The sequence below is a fragment of the Klebsiella sp. 141240 genome (assembly GCF_050600805.1).
Lineage (GTDB): Bacteria > Pseudomonadota > Gammaproteobacteria > Enterobacterales > Enterobacteriaceae > Klebsiella > Klebsiella aerogenes.
Genome location: NZ_JAQIRK010000002.1, coordinates 499,981 through 519,186, shown reverse-complemented (window position 1 = coordinate 519,186; position 19,206 = coordinate 499,981). Strand labels below are relative to the sequence as shown.

Annotated in this window: 19 protein-coding genes and 1 riboswitch; of the genes, 8 read left to right on the top strand and 11 right to left on the bottom strand. The window is 56.9% G+C overall.

What is annotated here, in order from left to right:
- The first annotated feature begins 77 nt into the window (after positions 1–77).
- The 3 genes from PGQ95_RS05510 to PGQ95_RS05500 are packed head-to-tail and all read left to right on the top strand — an operon-like array spanning position 78 to position 3,042.
- A complete protein-coding gene (locus PGQ95_RS05510) occupies positions 78–839 on the top strand; it encodes an endonuclease/exonuclease/phosphatase family protein (protein WP_087860032.1) in 762 nt (253 codons plus the stop codon).
- Positions 836–2,080: a cardiolipin synthase ClsB gene (clsB, locus tag PGQ95_RS05505; protein WP_113373900.1), complete on the top strand. Its 1,245-nt coding sequence runs from the start codon at positions 836–838 to the stop codon at positions 2,078–2,080. Before PGQ95_RS05510 ends, clsB begins: the two co-directional genes overlap by 4 nt.
- A complete protein-coding gene (locus tag PGQ95_RS05500; protein WP_047049149.1) occupies positions 2,077–3,042 on the top strand; it encodes a lysylphosphatidylglycerol synthase domain-containing protein in 966 nt (321 codons plus the stop codon). Before clsB ends, PGQ95_RS05500 begins: the two co-directional genes overlap by 4 nt.
- 93 nt (positions 3,043–3,135) lie before the next feature.
- On the opposite strand, the gene PGQ95_RS05495 is transcribed toward PGQ95_RS05500, so the two are convergent.
- The 6 genes from PGQ95_RS05495 to moaA all read right to left on the bottom strand — a co-directional run bounded on the left by PGQ95_RS05495 (position 3,136) and on the right by moaA (position 6,597).
- Complete coding sequence (locus PGQ95_RS05495) at positions 3,136–3,840, bottom strand: Bax inhibitor-1/YccA family protein (protein WP_015367602.1); 705 nt, start codon at positions 3,838–3,840, stop codon at positions 3,136–3,138.
- A gap of 44 nt (positions 3,841–3,884) precedes the next feature.
- Positions 3,885–4,337 (bottom strand): molybdopterin synthase catalytic subunit MoaE, encoded by a 453-nt coding sequence (gene moaE / locus PGQ95_RS05490; protein ID WP_430917206.1) that lies wholly within the window; start codon positions 4,335–4,337, stop codon positions 3,885–3,887.
- A 1-nt stretch (position 4,338) separates the two neighbouring features.
- Entirely contained in the window at positions 4,339–4,587 is a 249-nt protein-coding gene (gene moaD / locus PGQ95_RS05485; protein ID WP_015367604.1) for a molybdopterin synthase sulfur carrier subunit, read from the bottom strand.
- Positions 4,580–5,068, bottom strand: coding sequence for a cyclic pyranopterin monophosphate synthase MoaC (gene moaC, locus PGQ95_RS05480; protein ID WP_015367605.1), 489 nt, complete (start codon positions 5,066–5,068; stop codon positions 4,580–4,582). Before moaC ends, moaD begins: the two co-directional genes overlap by 8 nt.
- Before the next feature lie 3 nt (positions 5,069–5,071).
- Positions 5,072–5,584: a molybdenum cofactor biosynthesis protein B gene (gene moaB, locus PGQ95_RS05475; RefSeq protein ID WP_015367606.1), complete on the bottom strand. Its 513-nt coding sequence runs from the start codon at positions 5,582–5,584 to the stop codon at positions 5,072–5,074.
- A gap of 23 nt (positions 5,585–5,607) precedes the next feature.
- The gene (gene moaA / locus PGQ95_RS05470; protein ID WP_271032222.1) at positions 5,608–6,597 is read right to left on the bottom strand and encodes a GTP 3',8-cyclase MoaA; all 990 of its coding nucleotides are present in this window, start codon (positions 6,595–6,597) and stop codon (positions 5,608–5,610) included.
- Positions 6,585–6,722, bottom strand: a riboswitch (molybdenum cofactor riboswitch). Its footprint overlaps the gene before it by 13 nt.
- Before the next feature lie 208 nt (positions 6,723–6,930).
- Here moaA and yvcK point away from each other — a divergent pair.
- From yvcK to pmrB, 4 genes are all read left to right on the top strand, one after another.
- Positions 6,931–7,836, top strand: coding sequence for a uridine diphosphate-N-acetylglucosamine-binding protein YvcK (gene yvcK, locus PGQ95_RS05465; protein ID WP_087860037.1), 906 nt, complete (start codon positions 6,931–6,933; stop codon positions 7,834–7,836).
- Positions 7,837–7,946: 110 nt separating this feature from the next.
- Positions 7,947–9,590 carry a phosphoethanolamine transferase EptA gene (gene eptA, locus PGQ95_RS05460; RefSeq protein ID WP_213317777.1) on the top strand — a complete coding sequence of 548 codons (1,644 nt, stop codon included), beginning with the start codon at positions 7,947–7,949 and terminating at the stop codon, positions 9,588–9,590.
- Positions 9,587–10,258, top strand: coding sequence for a two-component system response regulator PmrA (gene pmrA, locus PGQ95_RS05455; RefSeq protein ID WP_032705592.1), 672 nt, complete (start codon positions 9,587–9,589; stop codon positions 10,256–10,258). The genes eptA and pmrA overlap by 4 nt, the downstream gene beginning before the upstream one ends.
- 4 nt (positions 10,259–10,262) lie before the next feature.
- A complete protein-coding gene (gene pmrB, locus PGQ95_RS05450) occupies positions 10,263–11,360 on the top strand; it encodes a two-component system sensor histidine kinase PmrB (protein WP_113373896.1) in 1,098 nt (365 codons plus the stop codon).
- A 205-nt stretch (positions 11,361–11,565) separates the two neighbouring features.
- On the opposite strand, the gene uvrB is transcribed toward pmrB, so the two are convergent.
- The 5 genes from uvrB to bioB form a co-directional block, all read right to left on the bottom strand.
- Complete coding sequence (gene uvrB, locus PGQ95_RS05445) at positions 11,566–13,581, bottom strand: excinuclease ABC subunit UvrB (RefSeq protein WP_087860040.1); 2,016 nt, start codon at positions 13,579–13,581, stop codon at positions 11,566–11,568.
- A gap of 609 nt (positions 13,582–14,190) precedes the next feature.
- On the bottom strand, positions 14,191–14,871 hold the full coding sequence (bioD, locus tag PGQ95_RS05440) for a dethiobiotin synthase (protein WP_113373895.1): 681 nt from the start codon (positions 14,869–14,871) through the stop codon (positions 14,191–14,193).
- Entirely contained in the window at positions 14,864–15,619 is a 756-nt protein-coding gene (gene bioC / locus PGQ95_RS05435) for a malonyl-ACP O-methyltransferase BioC (RefSeq protein WP_430917204.1), read from the bottom strand. Before bioC ends, bioD begins: the two co-directional genes overlap by 8 nt.
- On the bottom strand, positions 15,603–16,760 hold the full coding sequence (gene bioF, locus PGQ95_RS05430; RefSeq protein WP_430917202.1) for an 8-amino-7-oxononanoate synthase: 1,158 nt from the start codon (positions 16,758–16,760) through the stop codon (positions 15,603–15,605). Before bioF ends, bioC begins: the two co-directional genes overlap by 17 nt.
- Positions 16,757–17,797 (bottom strand): biotin synthase BioB, encoded by a 1,041-nt coding sequence (gene bioB, locus PGQ95_RS05425; protein ID WP_008805734.1) that lies wholly within the window; start codon positions 17,795–17,797, stop codon positions 16,757–16,759. The genes bioF and bioB overlap by 4 nt, the downstream gene beginning before the upstream one ends.
- An 86-nt stretch (positions 17,798–17,883) precedes the next feature.
- Here bioB and bioA point away from each other — a divergent pair, with 86 nt between their 5' ends.
- The gene (bioA, locus tag PGQ95_RS05420; protein WP_430917200.1) at positions 17,884–19,173 is read left to right on the top strand and encodes an adenosylmethionine--8-amino-7-oxononanoate transaminase; all 1,290 of its coding nucleotides are present in this window, start codon (positions 17,884–17,886) and stop codon (positions 19,171–19,173) included.
- Positions 19,174–19,206 lie beyond the last annotated feature (33 nt).

Below are 19,206 nucleotides of genomic sequence, written 5' to 3'. Positions count from 1 at the left end.
AAATTCCGTATCACCGCATCTTTTTGTGACGTCTACTACACTATTTTATTCAGGAAAGTGACATTAACTGGAGAATTATGGCTGAGCCAACGTCGCGAATTTCGGTGAACGTGCTGACAATTAACACTCATAAAGGCTTTACGGCGTTTAATCGGCGTTTTATTTTGCCCGAACTGCGCGAGGCCGTTCGCAGCGTCAGCGCCGACATAGTTTGCCTACAGGAAGTGATGGGCGCGCACGAAGTGCACCCTTTGCATATCGAAAACTGGCCTGATACCACCCATTACGAGTTTCTTGCCGACACCATGTGGAGCGATTACGCCTACGGGCGCAACGCGGTCTACCCCGAGGGTCATCACGGCAATGCCGTACTGTCGCGCTTTCCCATTGAATACTATGAAAATCGCGATATTTCGGTCGGCAATGGCGAAAAACGAGGCCTGCTTTACTGTCGCATCGTACCTCCGCACAGCGGCGTGACGATCCACGTCATCTGCGTGCATCTCGGTCTTCGCACGCACCAGCGGCAGGCACAGCTAACGATGCTGGCGGAATGGGTCAACACGCTACCGGCAGACGATCCGGTGGTAGTAGCTGGCGACTTCAACGACTGGCGCCAGCAGGCTAATCAGCCATTAAAAGCGCAGGCAGGGCTTGAGGAGATTTTTACCCGCGCCCGCGGGCGGCCGCTACGCACCTTTCCGGTCGCTTTCCCGCTGCTACGACTCGATCGTATTTACGTTAAGAATGCTCATGCCAGCCATCCGAAAGCGCTGGCGCTTAAACACTGGCGGCATCTGTCCGATCATGCGCCCCTGAGCGTGGAGATACATCTGTGAAATGTCGCTGGCAGGAAGGCAATCGTATTACCCTACTGGAGAATGGCGACCAGTATTATCCGGCGTTATTCGCCGCCATTGGCCGCGCGCAGCGCAAGGTGATCCTTGAATCCTTTATCTGGTTTGAAGATGAGGTGGGCTGGCGCCTGCATGCGGTGCTGCTGAAAGCCGCCCGCCGCGGTATTCAGGTGGAAGTGCTGCTCGACGGCTACGGCTCGCCTGATCTCAGCGATGAGTTCGTCGGCGAACTCACCGCCGCTGGCGTGGTCTTCCGCTACTACGATCCGCGCCCGCGGCTAATGGGTATGCGTACCAATTTATTCCGCCGCATGCATCGAAAAATCGTGGTGATTGACGACACAACGGCGTTTGTCGGCGGCATCAACTACTCTGCCGAGCACATGAGCGATTACGGTCCGGAGGCGAAACAGGATTATGCCGTGCAGGTTGAGGGGCCGGTGGTGCTCGATATTCTCCAATTCGAGCTGGAGAACCTGCCCACCAGCGAGGAGGCCCGCCGCTGGTGGCGTCGCCGTCGCCATCAGCCGGAAATTAACCAAACCCCTGGCGAAGCGCAGGCGCTGTTTATCTGGCGTGATAATCACGAACATCGTGACGATATTGAACGTCACTATCTGAAGATGCTGACCAGCGCCCGCCGCGAGGTCATCATCGCCAACGCCTATTTCTTTCCCGGCTACCGTCTGCTGCACGCCATGCGCAATGCCGCCCGGCGCGGCGTACGGGTCAAGCTGATTGTCCAGGGCGAGCCGGATATTCCGATTGTTAAGTTTGGCGCCCATCTGCTGTACCACTACCTGATTAAAGGCGGCGTTCAGGTGTATGAATACCGCCGACGTCCGCTGCATGGCAAGGTAGCGCTGGCGGACGACCACTGGGCCACCGTCGGTTCCAGTAACCTCGACCCGCTGAGTCTGTCGCTGAATCTGGAGGCCAATCTGATTATCCACGACCGCGAGTTCAACCAGACCCTGCGCGATAACCTCAACGGCCTTATCGCCAGGGACTGCCAGCAAATAGATAAATCCATGCTGCCAAAACGCAACTGGTGGCGGCTCGGCGTCAGCGTACTGGCGTTCCACTTTCTGCGCCACTTCCCCGCCTGGGTCGGTTGGCTGCCGGCGCACACCCCGCAATTGGCCAGGGTCAGCCCGCCGGTGCAGCCGGAAATTGAAACCCAGGATCGGGTAGAAACGCAAACCAGAGACAATCCGCTATGAGCAAATCGCATCCCCGCTGGCGGATGGCGAAAAGAGTGCTGACCGTGCTCTTTTTTATCGCCGTCATCGTATTGCTGGTGATTTACGCGCAAAAGGTCGACTGGCAGGATGTATGGAAGGTTATCCGCGGCTACGATCGTCTGGCGCTATTTAGCGCCGTTGGGTTGGTTATCGTCAGCTACCTGATTTATGGCTGCTACGATCTGCTCGGGCGCGCCTGGTGCGGCCATAAGCTGGCAAAAAAACAGGTGATGCTGGTATCGTTTATCTGCTACGCCTTTAACCTGACGCTGAGCACCTGGGTTGGCGGGATCGGAATGCGCTATCGGCTATACTCGCGGCTAGGGCTGAACGGCAGCACCATTACCCGTATTTTCTCGCTTAGCATTACCACCAACTGGCTGGGCTATATTCTGCTGGGCGGCGTCATATTCACCGCGAATCTGGTGACGCTGCCGCCGCACTGGTACATCAGTCAAACTACGTTACGTATTATTGGCGGCGTTCTGCTGCTTTTTACCCTGCTCTATCTTTTCGCTTGCGCCTTCGCTAAACGCCGCCACATGACGATTAAGGGGCAGCGGCTGGTGCTGCCCTCTTTTCGTTTCGCTCTACTACAGATAGGGATTTCCGCGGCGAACTGGATGGTGATGGGGGCGATTATCTGGCTGCTCCTGGGCAGCGAGATTAACTATTTTCTGGTGCTGGGCGTGTTGCTGGTGAGCAGTATCGCCGGCGTGATCGTTCATATTCCCGCCGGAATTGGCGTGCTGGAGGCGGTGTTTATCGCCATGCTCTCCGGCGAGTCGATTTCGAAGGGGGCGATAATTGCCGCTCTGCTGGCGTGGCGCGCGCTGTACTATTTTCTGCCGTTGCTGCTGGCGACCGTCGCCTATCTGGTACTGGAGAGTCGGGCGAAAAAGCTGCGGCAGAAGAACGAACGCAAGCTGGCCCGCGGATGAAACGGCCCGGTTGCGCTTACCGGGCGACATTTTTGCGGATTGCCTGGATTGGTAGCCCGGATAAGGCGCATCGCGCCGCTATCCGGGATGATATTAACGGCGGTTGCCGAAGATACGCAGCAGCATCAGGAACAGGTTGATAAAGTCCAGATACAGCGTTAAAGCGCCGAGAATCGAGTATTTACGCAGCGTGGCGCTATCGCGGGTATCAATCTGCTCGCCGATGTTTTTCAGCTTCTGGGTGTCGTAGGCGGTCAGGCCGACGAACACCAGCACCCCAATGTAGGTTACCGCCCACATCAGCGCTTCGCTCTTCAGCCACAGGTTAACCAACGACGCCAGCACGATACCGATCAGCCCCATAAACAGCATGCTGCCGAAGCCGCTCAGATCGCGCTTGGTGGTGTAACCATACAGGCTCATCGCCCCGAACATACCGCCAGTGACCACAAAAGTGCTGGCGATAGACGAATAGGTATAAACGATAAAAATGCTCGCTAACGTTAGCCCGGTCAGCGCCGAATAAAGCATAAATAGCGTCGTTGCCATACCCGCGCTTAAGCGCTGCACCATCCCCGAGAGCACAAACACCAGCGCCAGTTGGGCGATAATCAGCCCGAAGAAAGTGATTTTGCTTGAAAAGACGAACATCATGACCGCCGGGGTATTCGCCGCAAACCACGCGATAAACGCGGTTAACAACAACCCGACCGTCATCCAGCCGTAAACCTGCGCCATATAGGTCTGCAGGCCGCTGCGGCTCTGAACAATGGAATCGGAACGAGGGAATCTGTCCATGACTATCTCCTGATTAACAAGTTTCTCTCAGTAAGCGTATCACACTACCAGCGCTCTGCCGCCTGATGATCGCTGTCGCGGACATCGACCCAGCGTTCGCCTTCCGGCGTCGCCTCGCGTTTCCAGAACGGCGCGCGGGTTTTCAGGTAATCCATAATGAACTCTCCGGCGGCGAAGGCGCTGCCGCGGTGGGCGCTGGTCACGCCAACAAAAACAATCTCTTCGCCCGGCCACATTTCGCCAATGCGATGGATAACCGTCACCCGGCCAAGCGGCCAACGCTCCCGCGCCTGTTCGACGATTTCCGCCAGCGATTTCTCGGTCATGCCCGGATAGTGCTCCAGCGTCAGCGCTTTCACGCTGTCGCCGAGATTATGATTACGCACTTTGCCGGTGAAGGTGACCACCGCGCCGTCTTCATCGCGCTCGGCCAGCCACGGATACTCATCGCCGACGCAAAAGCGCGCCGGGCTAACCACGATACGAGTTTGCGTCATCTTAGCCCCCGGTGACCGGCGGGAAAAACGCCACTTCGTCGCCGCTCGCGACCGGATGGTCAAACGAGGTCAGCGTCTGGTTGACTGCCGCCAGCAATTTTCCTTCTTCCAGCGCCAGCGCCCAGCGGTCTCCGCGCGCGGCAAGCTGCTGACGCACGGCTTCAACGGTCGGCAATTCGCTGGCGTCGAGTGTGAGGGTATCGGTGCCAACCAGTTCGCGCACCTGGGCAAAAAACAGGACGTTAATCATGGGCTTCCTCCACCTTAAAATCGCCGGACTTGCCGCCGCTTTTCGCCAGCAGACGTACCGGACCAATCACCATATCTTTTTGTACCGCTTTACACATATCGTAGATAGTCAGCGCGGCAACCGAGGCCGCGGTCAGCGCTTCCATTTCTACGCCAGTTTTACCGGTCAGGCGGCAGAGTGACTCAATGCGCACGCGGTTATGTTCCGGCTGCGCCTGCAGGTTCACTTCTACTTTGCTGAGCATCAGCGGATGACACAGCGGGATCAGCTCCCAGGTACGTTTCGCAGCCTGAATACCGGCGATACGCGCGGTGGCGAATACATCGCCTTTATGGTGGCTGCCGTCGATAATCATCGCAAGCGTTGCGGCCTGCATTTCGACGTAAGCCTCAGCGCGCGCCTCACGCACCGTTTCCGCTTTGCCGGAGACGTCAACCATGTGGGCTTCGCCCGCGGCGTTAATGTGGGTCAGTTGTGACATAAACTATTTCTTTAGATGAGGAATGAAGTTGCACGGGCGAGTGCGCGCATCCAGCTGCGGCGCGATGATATTTTCCCACGCGGTGGCGCAGGCCTTGGTCGAACCCGGCATGGCGAAAATCAACGTGCGGTTGGCAACGCCGGCAACGGCGCGGGACTGCAGCGTCGAGGTACCAATCTCTTCAAACGAAAGCATACGGAACACTTCGCCAAAACCTTCGACCTCGCGATCAAACAGCGGCAACAGCGCCTCAGGCGCCTGATCGCCGTCGGTAAAACCGGTGCCACCGGTGATCAGCACCACCTGCACCTCATCGCTGGCAATCCACGCCGAGACCTGGGCGCGAATCGCGTAGCGGTTCTCTTTCACAATCGCCTTATCGACGAGGGTATGTCCCGCTTCGTGCAGCGCATCGCGCAGCCAGTGGCCGGAGGTATCGTCCTCTTCGCCGCGACGGTTGGAAACGGTAAGAATAGCAATACGGGTCGGGATAAACTCAGCGCTAGCCTGGCTCATCTGAATGCTCCTTTCGAAAACGATTATCCGCCAATATACGACAGGTTCTGCGTAATACCGGTGTTGCCCTGGTGCAGGAAATGGGTCTGCTTTTTATGGGTTAAGGCTTCGGCTATCCGCGCTTCCAGCTCGGCCTGCTGCTCGTCCTCGGCCATCAGGTCGCGCAGGTCTACGCCGCCTTCGCCGAACAGACACAGGTGCAGCTTGCCAACGGATGAGACGCGAAGTCGGTTACAGGTGGCGCAGAAGTCTTTTTCATACGGCATGATCAAGCCGATTTCGCCGGCGTAATCCGGATGGCAAAAGACCTGTGCCGGGCCATCGCTTCGCTGACGGATCTGATGGATCCAGCCGCGGCGCAGCAGTTCATCACGCAGCACCATGCCGGAGATATGGTGGCGGCGGAACAGATCGCTGCCTTCGCCGGTTTCCATTAACTCAATAAAACGCAGTTGAATATGACGTGGTTTGATCCACGCGAGGAAGGTATCGAGCTGGTGATGGTTGACATCACGCATCAGCACGGTGTTGACCTTTACCTTTTCAAAGCCGGCGGCAAACGCAGCGTCAATGCCGTCCATCACCTGTTGGAATTTATCCTGACCGGTAATGGCATGGAACTGGCGAGCGTCGAGGCTATCAACGCTGACGTTAATCGCCGTCAGCCCGGCATCGCGCCAGCGTTGGACATCGCGCGCCAGACGATAACCGTTGGTGGTCACCGCAATCTGACGAATCGCGCTGTTTTCACGCACGGCGGCAATAATCTCGGTAAAGTCGCGACGTAAAGAGGGTTCGCCGCCGGTAAGGCGGACTTTTTCCGTGCCCAGGGCGGAAAAAGCGCGCGTGACGCGTCGCACTTCGTCTACGCTAAGAAAGCCCTTGTTGGTCACGGCGCCGGGCTTGTAGCCGTCCGGCAGGCAGTAGGTGCAACGAAAGTTACACACGTCGGTAATCGACAGGCGCAAGTAATAAAACTTACGCGCAAATGCATCAGTAAGCTGTGAGGCCATATACACCTTTCCAAGTACGGGAGGCGTGGTCATTTCTTTCCACGCCCTGGCGACAGCGCGGCTGCCGCGGCCAGAGCACCATATCTTGCGACACAGGTACTAAGGCTAGAGTGTTAGTGGGTTATGCCGATAGTAGCGCTTTCACGATGGTTTCGCCATTTTCATTTTCGCTATATAATCATCTATATATCGCTAATATCTTGCATTTTCAGTACAGAATAGCCAAAAATCACACTTTAACATTGATATCGGTCAGTTTGACGGAAACCGGGCATTATCTTTTAGGGGTAGATCGGAGACGCTAAACCCGAACATTGAACAGAAGGAATTCGTATGCGCAATCGCACTTTCGCCGATCTGGACCGCGTCGTCGCCCTTGGCGGAGGCCACGGTTTGGGGCGGGTGATGTCGTCGCTCTCGTCGCTCGGCTCACGCCTGACCGGCATCGTGACCACCACCGATAACGGCGGATCAACGGGGCGAATTCGCCGCTCGGAAGGGGGGATCGCCTGGGGCGATATGCGCAACTGCATTAATCAATTAATCGCCGAACCCAGCGTCGCTTCCGCGATGTTTGAGTATCGTTTTGGCGGCAATGGCGAGCTTTCCGGGCATAATCTCGGAAATCTGATGTTAAAGGCGCTGGATCACCTGAGCGTGCGGCCTTTAGAGGCGATCAATTTGATCAGAAATCTGCTTAAAGTGGATGCTTTCCTGATTCCGATGTCGGAACAACCGGTCGATCTGGTGGCGCTCGATCATGAAGGCCATGAAGTGTATGGCGAAGTGAATATCGATCAGTTGGATCACGTTCCTCAGGAACTGATGCTCAGCCCACCGGTGCCGGCGACTCGCGAAGCGGTTGAGGCCATCGCCGAGGCCGATCTGATCCTGATTGGGCCAGGGAGCTTCTACACCAGCCTGCTGCCGATTTTACTGCTCGACGAAATGGCCCAGGCGCTGCGGCGGACCCCGGCGCCCATGGTGTTTATCGATAACCTGGGTAAGGAACATAGCCCAGCCGCCAATCTGACGCTGGCGGACAGAATGACTATTCTGGAACATTACGTCGGCAAAAAAGTGATTGATGCCGCCATCGTCGGGCCGAAAGCCGATGTTAAGGGTATGGAAGAACGACTGGTGATTCAGACCGCGCTGGACGCCAGCGATGTCACCTATCGTCATGACCGCGTGCTGCTGCGCCAGGCGCTGGAACACGCTATTCAGGCATTAGGTTAATCCTCAACCGGCCCCCTTTTAAACAAGATGACGCCTCAGATTAAAATCTTAAGGTTGTCTTAAAATAACGCTGTCAACATAACGAGCATCTCCTACTACGGGTATTCGTTATGTCGTTTATTTCTTTACGTCGGCCGGTACTCGGCCGCACGGCTTATTTGATTCTCTTTGCTTGCTATATCGGTATCTTTCTTAACCTGGCCTTTTATCGCCAGGTTTTCCCGCTACTGCCGGTAAACAATCTCCATAACTGGCTGGTTTTCCTCAGCATGCCGATCGTGGCAATTTGCGTGATGAACATCATCACCACCCTCGCCTCGTTCTTAAAACTCGACCGGGTGGTCATCAGCCTGTTTATTCTGCTGAGCGCCTCGGCGCAGTACTTTATCTGGACCTTCGGCGTGGTGATTGACCGTTCGATGATCGCTAATATCTTCGATACGACGCCTGCGGAAAGTTTTGCCCTGCTGTCGACGAAAATGGTCATCGTGCTGGGTCTCTCCGGGATATTGATGGTTCTGGTCGCCTGGTGGATTAAAATTCGCAAACCGGCCTCTTTCTGGCGCGGCGCGGCGATGCGCCTGCTCAATATCGCCGTTTCAGCGCTGCTCATTGTGCTGGTGGCGGCGCTGTTCTACAAAGATTACGCGTCGGTATTCCGTAACAATAAAGAGCTGGTGAAATCATTGAGTCCATCCAACAGCATTGTGGCGCTGAACTCATGGTATGCGCATAATCGGATGGATAACCTGCCGCTGGTGAAGATTGGCGAAGATGCCAAACAGAAAGCGGTGATGCATAACGGCGCGCGTAAAAATCTGACCATCGTGGTGCTTGGAGAAACCTCACGCGCCGAGAATTTCTCGCTGGGCGGCTACGATCGCGAGACTAACCCGCGTCTGAAGCAGGACGATGTGGTGTACTTCCCGAAAACCACCTCCTGCGGCACCGCAACCGCGGTTTCCGTCCCCTGCATGTTCTCCAATATGCCGCGCGCGCATTACGATGAAGAACTGGCGCACCATCAGGAAGGCGTTCTGGATATTCTGCAACGCGCCGGTGTACAGGTGCTGTGGAACGACAACGATGGCGGCTGTAAAGGCGCCTGCGACCGCGTGCCGCACCAAAACGTCACCAACCTGAACCTCAGCGGCCAGTGCATTGATGGCGAGTGCTACGATGACGTGCTGTTCCATAATCTGGATAGCTATATCGATAATTTACAGCAGGATGGCATTATCGTTCTGCACACCATTGGTAGCCATGGCCCAACCTACTACAACCGCTATCCGGCTGAATTCAAAAAATTCACTCCGACATGCGATACCAATGAAATCCAAAGTTGTACGCAACAACAGTTGACCAATACCTACGACAACACCATTTTGTATGTCGACTATGTAGTTGATAAAGCGATAAAATTGCTGCAATCAAAACAGGATAAATTTACCACCAGTCTGGTGTATTTGTCTGACCACGGCGAATCGCTGGGTGAAGACGGCGTGTATTTACATGGTCTGCCGTACTCCATAGCGCCGGACACGCAAAAACACGTGCCGATGCTGCTGTGGCTGTCGCCGGATTATCAGCAACGCTATGGCGTATCCAGCCAGTGTTTGCAACAACAGGCTAAGACGAACGATTATTCTCAAGATAATCTGTTCTCTACCCTGCTTGGCCTGCTCGGGGTAGACACCCGCGAGTATCAGGCAAAAGACGACCTTTTAACGCCATGTAGAGAGACCGGCAGATGAAAATCTTAGTCATTGAAGACGATGCGCTCCTGTTACAAGGGTTAATCCTGGCCATGCAAAGCGAAGGCTACGTCTGCGATGGCGTCGCCACCGCGCACGAAGCCGCGCTGTCGTTAGCCAGCAACCATTACAGTCTGGTGGTGCTCGACCTGGGCCTGCCGGATGAAGACGGTCTGCATTTCCTGGCGCGTATGCGCCGGGAGAAATTCACCCAGCCGGTGCTCATCCTCACCGCTCGCGATACCGTGGGCGACCGCATCAGCGGGCTGGATACCGGCGCTGACGATTACCTGGTGAAACCTTTCGCGCTTGAAGAGCTCAACGCCCGTATTCGCGCGCTGCTGCGTCGCCATAATAATCAGGGCGATAATGAGCTGACCGTCGGCAACCTGCGCCTTAATGTTACCCGCCGTCAGGTGTGGCTGGCCGGCGAATCGCTGGAGCTGACGCCAAAAGAGTATGCCCTGCTCTCGCGCCTGATGATGAAGGCCGGCAGCCCGGTGCATCGCGAAATTCTCTACAATGATATCTACAGCTGGGATAACGAACCGGCCACCAATACCCTCGAAGTGCATATCCATAATCTGCGCGACAAGATTGGTAAAGCGCGGATCCGCACCGTCCGCGGCTTTGGTTACATGCTGGTGAATAATACGGAGTCAGAATAACGCTATGGCACTGTTTGCGACCGAAACCTGGACCATGCGCCACCGCCTGCTGCTGACCATCGGCGCGATTCTGGTGGTCTGCCAGCTGATCAGCGTATTTTGGCTATGGCATGAAAGCAAAGAGCAAATCCAGCTGCTGGTTGCCAGCGCCATTGAGGGTCATAACAATCAAAGGCACGTCGAGCATGAGGTACGCGAGGCGGTCGCCAGCCTGCTGGTGCCCAGCCTGCTGATCATCGGTCTGGCGCTGTATATCAGCCTGGTGGCGGTGAAGAAAATCACCCGTCCGCTATCAAATCTGCAGAGCGAGCTGGAAAGCCGGACGCCGGATAATCTGCAACCCATTATTCTGCAGGAGTCGGTGCCGGAAGTAACCGCAGTAACCATGGCGATTAACCAACTGGTGTCGCGGCTGACCCTGACGCTCGATCGCGAGCGTCTGTTTACCGCCGACGTCGCCCACGAACTTCGTACCCCTCTTGCCGGGCTGCGCCTGCATCTGGAACTGCTGGCGAAGGTTCACGGCGTCAGCGTTGATCCGTTAATTCAACGCCTCGATCAGATGACCAACAGCATTTCGCAGCTGCTACAACTGGCGCGCGTCGGGCAGTCGTTTTCCGCCGGGAGTTACCAGCAGGTGCATTTGCACGAAGATGTGGTGGAGCCTCTGCAGGATGAGCTGAAAACAATGCTCGAAGCGCGCCAGCAGACGCTGGAGATAGAAAGCGGCGCCGGCGAGGATCTCATTTCCGGGGATGCGACGTTAGCGCGGGTGATTTTACGCAATCTGGTGGAGAATGCGCACCGCTATAGCCCCGTGGGGTCGAAGATTAAGATTTCGGTAAAACCGGGAAATACGCCGATTCTGGCAGTTGAAGATGAAGGGCCGGGCATTGATGAGGCCAAGAGCGGCGAACTGAGTAAAGCGTTTGTCCGTATGGATAGCCGCTATGGTGGAATAGGTCTCGGTTTAAGCATTGTCACCCGCATCGCTCAACTGCACGATGCGCAATTCTTTTTACATAACCGTCAACCCGGACCGGGCGTCCGCGCCTGGGTGCTGTTCCCACGCAGTTCGCGTCAGAAGGTTAATACCCATTGATGTAAGAAGGCGACCACTATCACAAAGGCGGTCGCAATGGCCAGATATTCACGGTTGGTCAGTTTTTGCATGGCGCTATCCTCATTAAACTGAGGATAGTTTGGCTGAAGAAAATTAAGCCAACATTAAGATCCTAAGAAAATAGCGTGACGGCAATTGCAAATTACGCATTGCCGCCATTTTTTAACCGTTCCCCGTATCGCCCTCACGATGCCGCAATAAACAGTTCGCGTAGCTGATGCAATTGATCGCGAATCTGTGCCGCTTCCTCAAACTCAAGGTTCTGCGCGTGCTGCATCATTTGCCCTTCCAGCTCGTGGATCTTCTGCTGCAGCGCTTTCGGCGTCAGTTCGACGCTATCGGCTTCCACCGGAGAACGGGCTTTGCCGCGGCCTTTGGTTTTGGTCTTCGCGATGTTCTGACCCAGCGCCAGAATATCGACCACTTTCTTATTCAGCCCCTGCGGCACAATACCGTGCTCTTCGTTATAACGCTGCTGCTTCTCGCGGCGGCGTTCGGTTTCACCGATCGCCTTCGCCATCGATGGCGTAATTTTATCACCGTAAAGGATCGCCTTGCCGTTCACGTTACGCGCCGCGCGGCCGATGGTCTGGATAAGCGATCGCTCGGAACGCAGGAAACCCTCTTTATCGGCATCAAGTATCGCCACAAGCGATACTTCCGGCATATCCAGCCCTTCACGCAGCAGGTTGATACCCACCAGCACGTCGAACTCGCCAAGACGCAAATCGCGAATAATTTCCATGCGCTCGACGGTATCGATATCTGAGTGCAGATAGCGCACCCGCTCGCCATGCTCTTCCAGATATTCGGTTAAATCTTCCGCCATGCGTTTGGTCAGCGTCGTCACCAGTACGCGCTCATTAATCGCCGCACGGGTACGGATTTCAGATAACAGATCGTCGACCTGCGTCGCCACCGGCCGCACCTCGATGACCGGATCCAGCAGCCCGGTTGGGCGGACGACCTGATCTACCACCTCATCGCCGGATTTTTCCAGCTCATAGGCGCCCGGCGTCGCCGAAACGTAGATAGTCTGCGGCGCCAGCGCTTCAAACTCTTCGAACTTCATCGGCCGGTTATCCAGCGCAGACGGCAGGCGGAAGCCATATTCCACCAGCGTCTCTTTACGCGCCCGGTCGCCGCGGTACATACCGCCGATTTGCGGGATAGTCACGTGCGATTCATCGATAACCAGCAGACCATCCGCCGGCAGGTAGTCGAACAGCGTCGGCGGCGGCTCGCCCGGCCCGCGGCCGGAGAGAAAGCGCGAGTAGTTCTCAATTCCCGAGCAGTATCCCAGCTCGTTCATCATTTCGAGGTCGAACTGAGTGCGCTGGCTCAGCCGCTGCTCTTCAAGCAGTTTGTTGTTCGCCAGCAGTACCTTGCGGCGGTCAGCCAGCTCGTCTTTGATCTCTTCCATCGCCTGAACGATACGCTCACGCGGCGTAACGTAGTGGGTCTTCGGATAGATGGTATAGCGTGGAATGGACGATTCCACGTGGCCGGTCAGCGGATCAAACAGCGATAGCCGTTCGACCTCTTCGTCAAACAGTTCAATACGCAGCGCGATATCATCGGATTCCGCCGGGAAGACATCGATAACCTCGCCGCGCACGCGGAAAGTGCCGCGCTGGAAGGCCTGATCGTTGCGGGTGTATTGCAGTTCCGCCAGCCGACGCAGGATCGCCCGCTGGTCAATCAGCATGCCGGTGGTCAGGTGTAGCATCATCTTCAGATACAGATCCGGATCGCCAAGACCGTAGATGGCGGAAACCGAAGCCACCACCACCACGTCGCGCCGTTCAAGCAGCGCTTTGGTGGCCGACAGACGCATCTGTTCAATGTGTTCGTTCACCGAGGCGTCTTTTTCGATAAAGGTATCCGAGCTCGGAACGTAGGCTTCAGGCTGGTAATAATCGTAGTAGGAGACAAAATACTCCACCGCATTCTCGGGAAAGAACTCTTTCATCTCGCCATACAGCTGCGCCGCCAGGGTTTTGTTCGGCGCCAGCACCATCGTCGGGCGCTGTAAATCAGCGATAACGTTGGCGATGGTGAAGGTTTTCCCCGAACCGGTTACCCCAAGCAGGGTCTGATGCGCAAGGCCATCTTCCAGCCCCTCTTCCAGGCGGCGGATGGCTTCGGGCTGATCGCCGGAAGGACGGAATGCGGAGTGCAGCTTGAACGGTTTGCTCATATTTCAGGACCTGAAGATGGGATTGGCCAGCAGGTGTTTAATTCTACCCTTCAGTTTGACTTTTGCCAATAAATAATACTGGATATAAAAACAGTATCGCATTATTGTATGGCGGTAAACGGACGCGTTGTACTCTGAGGGCGGGCGTAAAATGCGCGCTTTGCGGAATAATCCACCAGCCTGTGTGGTTATCCCCAGAAACATTTATCATTTAACATTTGTCAAGCAAGGTAATGAATCTTTTATGGCAGCCGGTGACACTTTTCTGACAGCCATTGCTTTTATTTAACTTGCTGAAATAAAACATAATTTACCAAAAGACGGGTTTCGCGCCAATTTGCTCGCAGGCCGCGTACTCTCTAGCTTACCGCAAGTTTTCTAACTCTAATACACAAGGTTATCCACAGGAATAGTGGATAACTGTCTGCAGGCCGCGAGGTCTGCCACCCGGCAGAAAAGTCTCATCGGACCAAAGCCCGCGGCTAAAAAAAATTATCGAATTTTTTTTGATATTTATCAGCTAAAGACGGCTGGATTTTTTGCGTTTCCTGGACCACATTTCATCGTCCTGTCAACAAAAAATAGAGCCGCCTCGCAGGCTTATGGGGGTTATTGCAGTGGGCTCAGATCCAGGTACTGCGCGAGTTCCTTACGCTGCGATGCGTCGGCAAGCCAGGGAATTTCCCCCAGCAGCGGCGCTGGCAATACCCGCGTTAAGGTTTGCAGATATTCGCGATGGCGTTTACCCGGCGGCTGGATATCGTTGGCGATCCAGCCCACGAGCGGCAGCCCGGCTTCGCGTACCGCCTGGGCGGTGAGCATCGCGTGATTGATACAGCCGAGTTTGACGCCAACCACTAAAATCACCGGCAATTGCTCCTGCTGCGCCCAGTCGGCGAAGGTCAGAGTTTCCGAGAGCGGCGTAAACCAGCCGCCCGCCCCTTCCACCAGCACCCAGTCTGCCAGGCGCTCAAGTTCGCGCAAGCCGTTGGAAAGCGTCGTCGCGGCGATTGGTCGCCCTTCATCGGCGCTAATAATATGCGGCGAGGTCGGCTCGGCAAAGGTATAAGGGTTAACCTGTTCATAGCGCAGCGCCACCCGGCTATTGCGCTGCAGGGCCAGCGCATCTTCATTGCGTAACCCATTTGCGGTCATGTCGCTACCGGAAGCCACCGGCTTATAGCCTGCGGTGTTAAATCCCAGCTGATTCGCCGCCTGCAGCAGCGCGCTGCTGGCGACGGTTTTACCGACTTCAGTATCGGTTCCGGTGACGAAGAAACGTTTAGTCACGTTCAATGACTCCTGTAAAAAGATGATACGTCAGCGGGCACTGGCCCTGCTGTTGCGGCCAGGCAAGCTGCAGTTCGCGCAGCTTGCCGCGGCTAAGCGGCGCAGACGTCCGGCCCTGATGTAAGTGGGTTGCGCCAATCCCCTTTAGCGAGCGCATGGCGCTTAACGCGTCGGCGAACGGTAAGCTAATCTGATGCACGACGCCTTCGGCGCGCAGGCCGCTCAGCGTCGCCCTTACCGCCCGTTCGCTAAGAAAACGGTTGGCATGGGGATGGTCGTCGACTGCCCGCCACGCTTGATTGAGTTCCGGTAGCGATCCGGCGAGCAACGTGGTGAACGCTACTCGCCCGCCGGGCCGCACCACCCGGCACAGCTCGCCGATTGCCGCGCTTAGCTCGTCACACCACTGCACCGCCAGGTTGCTCCATGCCAGATCGAAGCAGGCATCCGGCAGCGGCAGCGCTTCGATATCGCCCTGCAGATAATGCTGCGCGGCGCCGTTGCGTTGCGCCTGCGCCAACATCCCGGCGGAAAGATCCAGCGCGGTAACTTCGCTTCCTGCTTCGCGCCAGTAACGGCTCATGCTGCCAGGGCCGCAACCGGCGTCCAGCACCTCGGGGAAATCACCTTTCGCCAACTGGCGCAGTAGCAATTCGGCGCTGTGGCGCTGCAGCTCATCATGTTGCGTATAGCCGCTGGCCGCCCGACCAAACGCCGCGGCCACCGCCTGCTTATTCACCGTAGCCATGCAGCACCTCCAGTAAACGCGCAATGTCTTCAGCCTGATGAGCGGCGGTCAAAGTGAGGCGCAGACGCGCGCCGCCGACAGGAACCGTCGGCGGACGAATGGCGGTAGCCCAACAGCCGGCCTCGCGTAGGCTGGATGCCAGAGCCAGCGCTCGCGCGTTATCGCCGACGATCAACGGCTGAATCGCGCTCCGGGAATCGGTCAGGCCCAGCGAAACATCGCCCATTCCTGCGCGGAACTGACGGATGCGGGCGCTCAAGATTTCCCGCCGCTGCTGGCCCTCATCGCTACGAATGATCCGCAACGCCGCGCTTAACGCTACCGCCTGCGCCGGCGGCATCGCGGTGCTGTAGATGAGATGACGGGCAAACTGCAGCAGATAATCGGCCATCGATTCACTGCACAGTACCGCCGCGCCGCTCACCCCAAACGCCTTGCCGAAGGTGACCACCAGCAGCTCCGGACGAACCACCTGCGTATGACAGCTTCCTCGCCCTTCATCGCCAATCGCCCCGATTCCATGCGCATCATCAACCAGAAATAATGCTCCGGCGCTGCGGGCTGCCGCCTGAATATCAGCGAGCGGCGCGCTGTCGCCGTCCATGCTGAAAATCCCTTCGGTAACGACTAACTGCTGGCCGTCCAGCGGTTTCGCCAGCAGTTGAGCGAGCTGTTGCGGGTCATTGTGGGTAAAGCGGCGCAGCTGCGCCGGGCTGAGGCTTGCCGCCTCCAGCAGGGAGGCATGGCTCAGGCGATCGGCCACAATCCGATCGTCTTTTTCCGCAAGCGCAGCAATCAACGCCTGATTCGCGGCAAAGCCGGAGATAAACAGCAACGCGCGCGGATAGCCCAGCCAGTCGGCAAGTTCCTCTTCCAGCGCGCGATGCGCCTCGCTATAGCCGCTAACGTGGCCCGACCCGCCGGAACCGACGCCATAACGTTCCGCCCCCTGCTGCCAGGCGGCGATAATCGCGCCATGCTGGCTCAGGCCCAGGTAGTCATTACTGGAGAAGTTTAGCCAGCGCTCCCCTTCACGCTCCAGCCAGCGTCCGGCGCCGTGGCTTACCGGCAGGCGGCGGCGGAAAGCATCCGCCGCCCGCCGTTCGTCCAGCGCCCGATCGATTCGTTGCTGCCAACTCATAGCGCCGCCGCGTTGTAGTATTCCTCTGTGTCGGGGGTGAGTAAGGCCTGCTCCAGGCGCTGCTGCTGCTCATTATCGCCTTCCAGCACCGCCGTCTGCTGCGGATTGATCCCCAGCTTGCGGAACAGCTGCAGGTCTTTATCTTCTTCCGGGTTAGGCGTCGTCAGTAGCTTGCAGCCATAGAAAATCGAGTTAGCCCCGGCCATAAAGCACATCGCCTGGGTCTGCTCGTTCATCTGCTCGCGCCCGGCGGACAGACGCACGTAGGAGGTTGGCATCATGATGCGCGCAATGGCGATCGTGCGGATGAAATCGAAGGCGTCGACATCGTCGTTATCCGCCAGCGGCGTACCCTTAACCTTCACCAGCATATTGATTGGCACGCTTTCCGGCGGCGTTGGCAGATTAGCCAACTGCAGCAGCAGCCCGGCGCGATCTTTCACGGTTTCCCCCAACCCGACAATGCCGCCGGAGCACACTTTAATCCCGGCATCGCGTACCTTATCCAGCGTATCCAGACGTTCCTGATAGGTACGGGTGGTGATGATGTTGCCGTAAAATTCCGGTGAGGTGTCGAGGTTATGGTTGTAGTAATCAAGCCCCGCGCCGGCCAGGCGCTGTGCCTGACTATCGGTAAGGGTACCGAGCGTCATGCACGACTCTAGCCCAAGCGCCTTCACGCCTTTGACCATCTGCTCCAGATACGGCATATCGCGGTCATTGGGATTCTTCCACGCCGCGCCCATGCAGAAGCGGGTCGAGCCGGCGTTTTTCGCCTGACGCGCTGATTCCAGCACCTGCTCGACTTCCATCAAGCGCTCGGATTCAAGACCGGTTTTGTAGCGTGCGCTTTGCGGGCAATATTTACAGTCTTCCGGACAAGCGCCGGTTTTAATCGACAGCAACGTACTGACCTGCACCTGACGCGGGTCAAAATGCTGACGGTGGATTTGCTGCGCTTCAAAGAGCAGATCGATGAGTGGTTTATTAAATAACTCAGTAACTTGCGACATTGTCCAGCGTGCGTGGTGAGCCATTGGCCTCTCCAAAAAGGTTTTGTTAATTTGCGGTTCGGTTTATACTCGTAAACCTAAATGTTTTCAAAATGGTTTACAAGTCGCTTATGACACTGGACGATCTCGCTTTCGATCGGCGCCACATCTGGCACCCCTACACCTCTATGACTTCCCCCCTGCCGGTCTACCCGGTGGTTTCCGCCCACGGTTGCGAGCTGTCCCTCGCCGGCGGCGAACAGCTGATTGATGGCATGTCATCCTGGTGGGCGGCGATCCACGGCTACAATCACCCGCGCCTGAATGCGGCGATGAAAGCGCAGATCGACCAGATGTCGCACGTGATGTTCGGCGGGATCACCCATCCGTCGGCGGTGGCGCTATGTCGCCAACTGGTGGCGATGACGCCGGAATCGCTGGAGTGCGTTTTCCTCGCCGATTCCGGTTCGGTGGCGGTAGAAGTGGCGATGAAAATGGCGCTGCAGTACTGGCAGGCTAAAGGCCAACCGCGCCGTCGTTTCCTGACCTTCCGCAACGGCTATCACGGTGACACCTTTGGCGCGATGTCGGTCTGCGATCCGCAGAACTCGATGCACAGCCTGTGGCAGGGCTACCTGCCGGATAACCTGTTTGCCCCCGCGCCGCAAAGCCGCTTCGATGGCGAGTGGGATGAGATGGATATGGTGCCGTTTGCCCGCCTGATGGCCGCGCATCGCCACGAAATCGCCGCGGTGATCCTCGAACCGATAGTCCAGGGCGCCGGCGGGATGCGCATGTACCACCCGGAGTGGTTGAAGCGAGTGCGTAAAATGTGCGACCGGGAAGGGATTTTGCTGATCGCCGATGAGATTGCCACCGGCTTTGGCCGTACCGGCAAACTGTTCGCCTGTGAACACGCTGGCATTTCCGCCGATATTTTGTGTCTGGGTAAAGCGCTGACCGGCGGTACCATGACCCTTTCCGCCGCTATAACCACCCGAACGGTAGCTGAAACCATCAGCGATGGTGAAGCCGGCTGCTTTATGCACGGCCCCACCTTTATGGGCAATCCGCTGGCCTGTGCGGTGGCAAGCGAAAGCCTGCGCCTGCTGGAGAGCGGCGAATGGCAACAGCAGGTGGCGGCGATTGAAGCCCAGCTGAAGGCCGAACTGGCTCCGGCAGGAGAGTCAGAATGGGTCGCCGACGTGCGCGTACTGGGCGCGATTGGCGTGGTTGAAACCCGTCATCCGGTCAACATGGCCGCTCTGCAGCGCTTTTTCGTTGAACAAGGGGTGTGGATCCGCCCATTTGGCCGGCTGATTTACCTGATGCCGCCGTATGTCATCAGCCCACAACAGCTGACTCGCCTGACCCGTTCGGTCAACGCGGCGGTACGGGAAGAAACATTTTTTAGCGAATAAACAGCGGAATTGCGCCGTCGGGAAGGCTACACT

Coding starts and splice junctions, on each gene's coding strand:
- PGQ95_RS05510 (WP_087860032.1), top strand. CDS start 78: ATGGCTGAGCCAACGTCGCGAATTTCGGTGAACGTGCTGACAATTAAC.
- moaA (WP_271032222.1), bottom strand. CDS start 6,597: ATGGCCTCACAGCTTACTGATGCATTTGCGCGTAAGTTTTATTACTTG.
- PGQ95_RS05500 (WP_047049149.1), top strand. CDS start 2,077: ATGAGCAAATCGCATCCCCGCTGGCGGATGGCGAAAAGAGTGCTGACC.
- eptA (WP_213317777.1), top strand. CDS start 7,947: ATGTCGTTTATTTCTTTACGTCGGCCGGTACTCGGCCGCACGGCTTAT.
- pmrA (WP_032705592.1), top strand. CDS start 9,587: ATGAAAATCTTAGTCATTGAAGACGATGCGCTCCTGTTACAAGGGTTA.
- moaB (WP_015367606.1), bottom strand. CDS start 5,584: ATGAGCCAGGCTAGCGCTGAGTTTATCCCGACCCGTATTGCTATTCTT.
- moaC (WP_015367605.1), bottom strand. CDS start 5,068: ATGTCACAACTGACCCACATTAACGCCGCGGGCGAAGCCCACATGGTT.
- moaD (WP_015367604.1), bottom strand. CDS start 4,587: ATGATTAACGTCCTGTTTTTTGCCCAGGTGCGCGAACTGGTTGGCACC.
- PGQ95_RS05495 (WP_015367602.1), bottom strand. CDS start 3,840: ATGGACAGATTCCCTCGTTCCGATTCCATTGTTCAGAGCCGCAGCGGC.
- bioB (WP_008805734.1), bottom strand. CDS start 17,797: ATGGCTCACCACGCACGCTGGACAATGTCGCAAGTTACTGAGTTATTT.
- bioA (WP_430917200.1), top strand. CDS start 17,884: ATGACACTGGACGATCTCGCTTTCGATCGGCGCCACATCTGGCACCCC.
- pmrB (WP_113373896.1), top strand. CDS start 10,263: ATGGCACTGTTTGCGACCGAAACCTGGACCATGCGCCACCGCCTGCTG.
- moaE (WP_430917206.1), bottom strand. CDS start 4,337: ATGACGCAAACTCGTATCGTGGTTAGCCCGGCGCGCTTTTGCGTCGGC.
- bioF (WP_430917202.1), bottom strand. CDS start 16,760: ATGAGTTGGCAGCAACGAATCGATCGGGCGCTGGACGAACGGCGGGCG.
- bioC (WP_430917204.1), bottom strand. CDS start 15,619: ATGGCTACGGTGAATAAGCAGGCGGTGGCCGCGGCGTTTGGTCGGGCG.
- uvrB (WP_087860040.1), bottom strand. CDS start 13,581: ATGAGCAAACCGTTCAAGCTGCACTCCGCATTCCGTCCTTCCGGCGAT.
- yvcK (WP_087860037.1), top strand. CDS start 6,931: ATGCGCAATCGCACTTTCGCCGATCTGGACCGCGTCGTCGCCCTTGGC.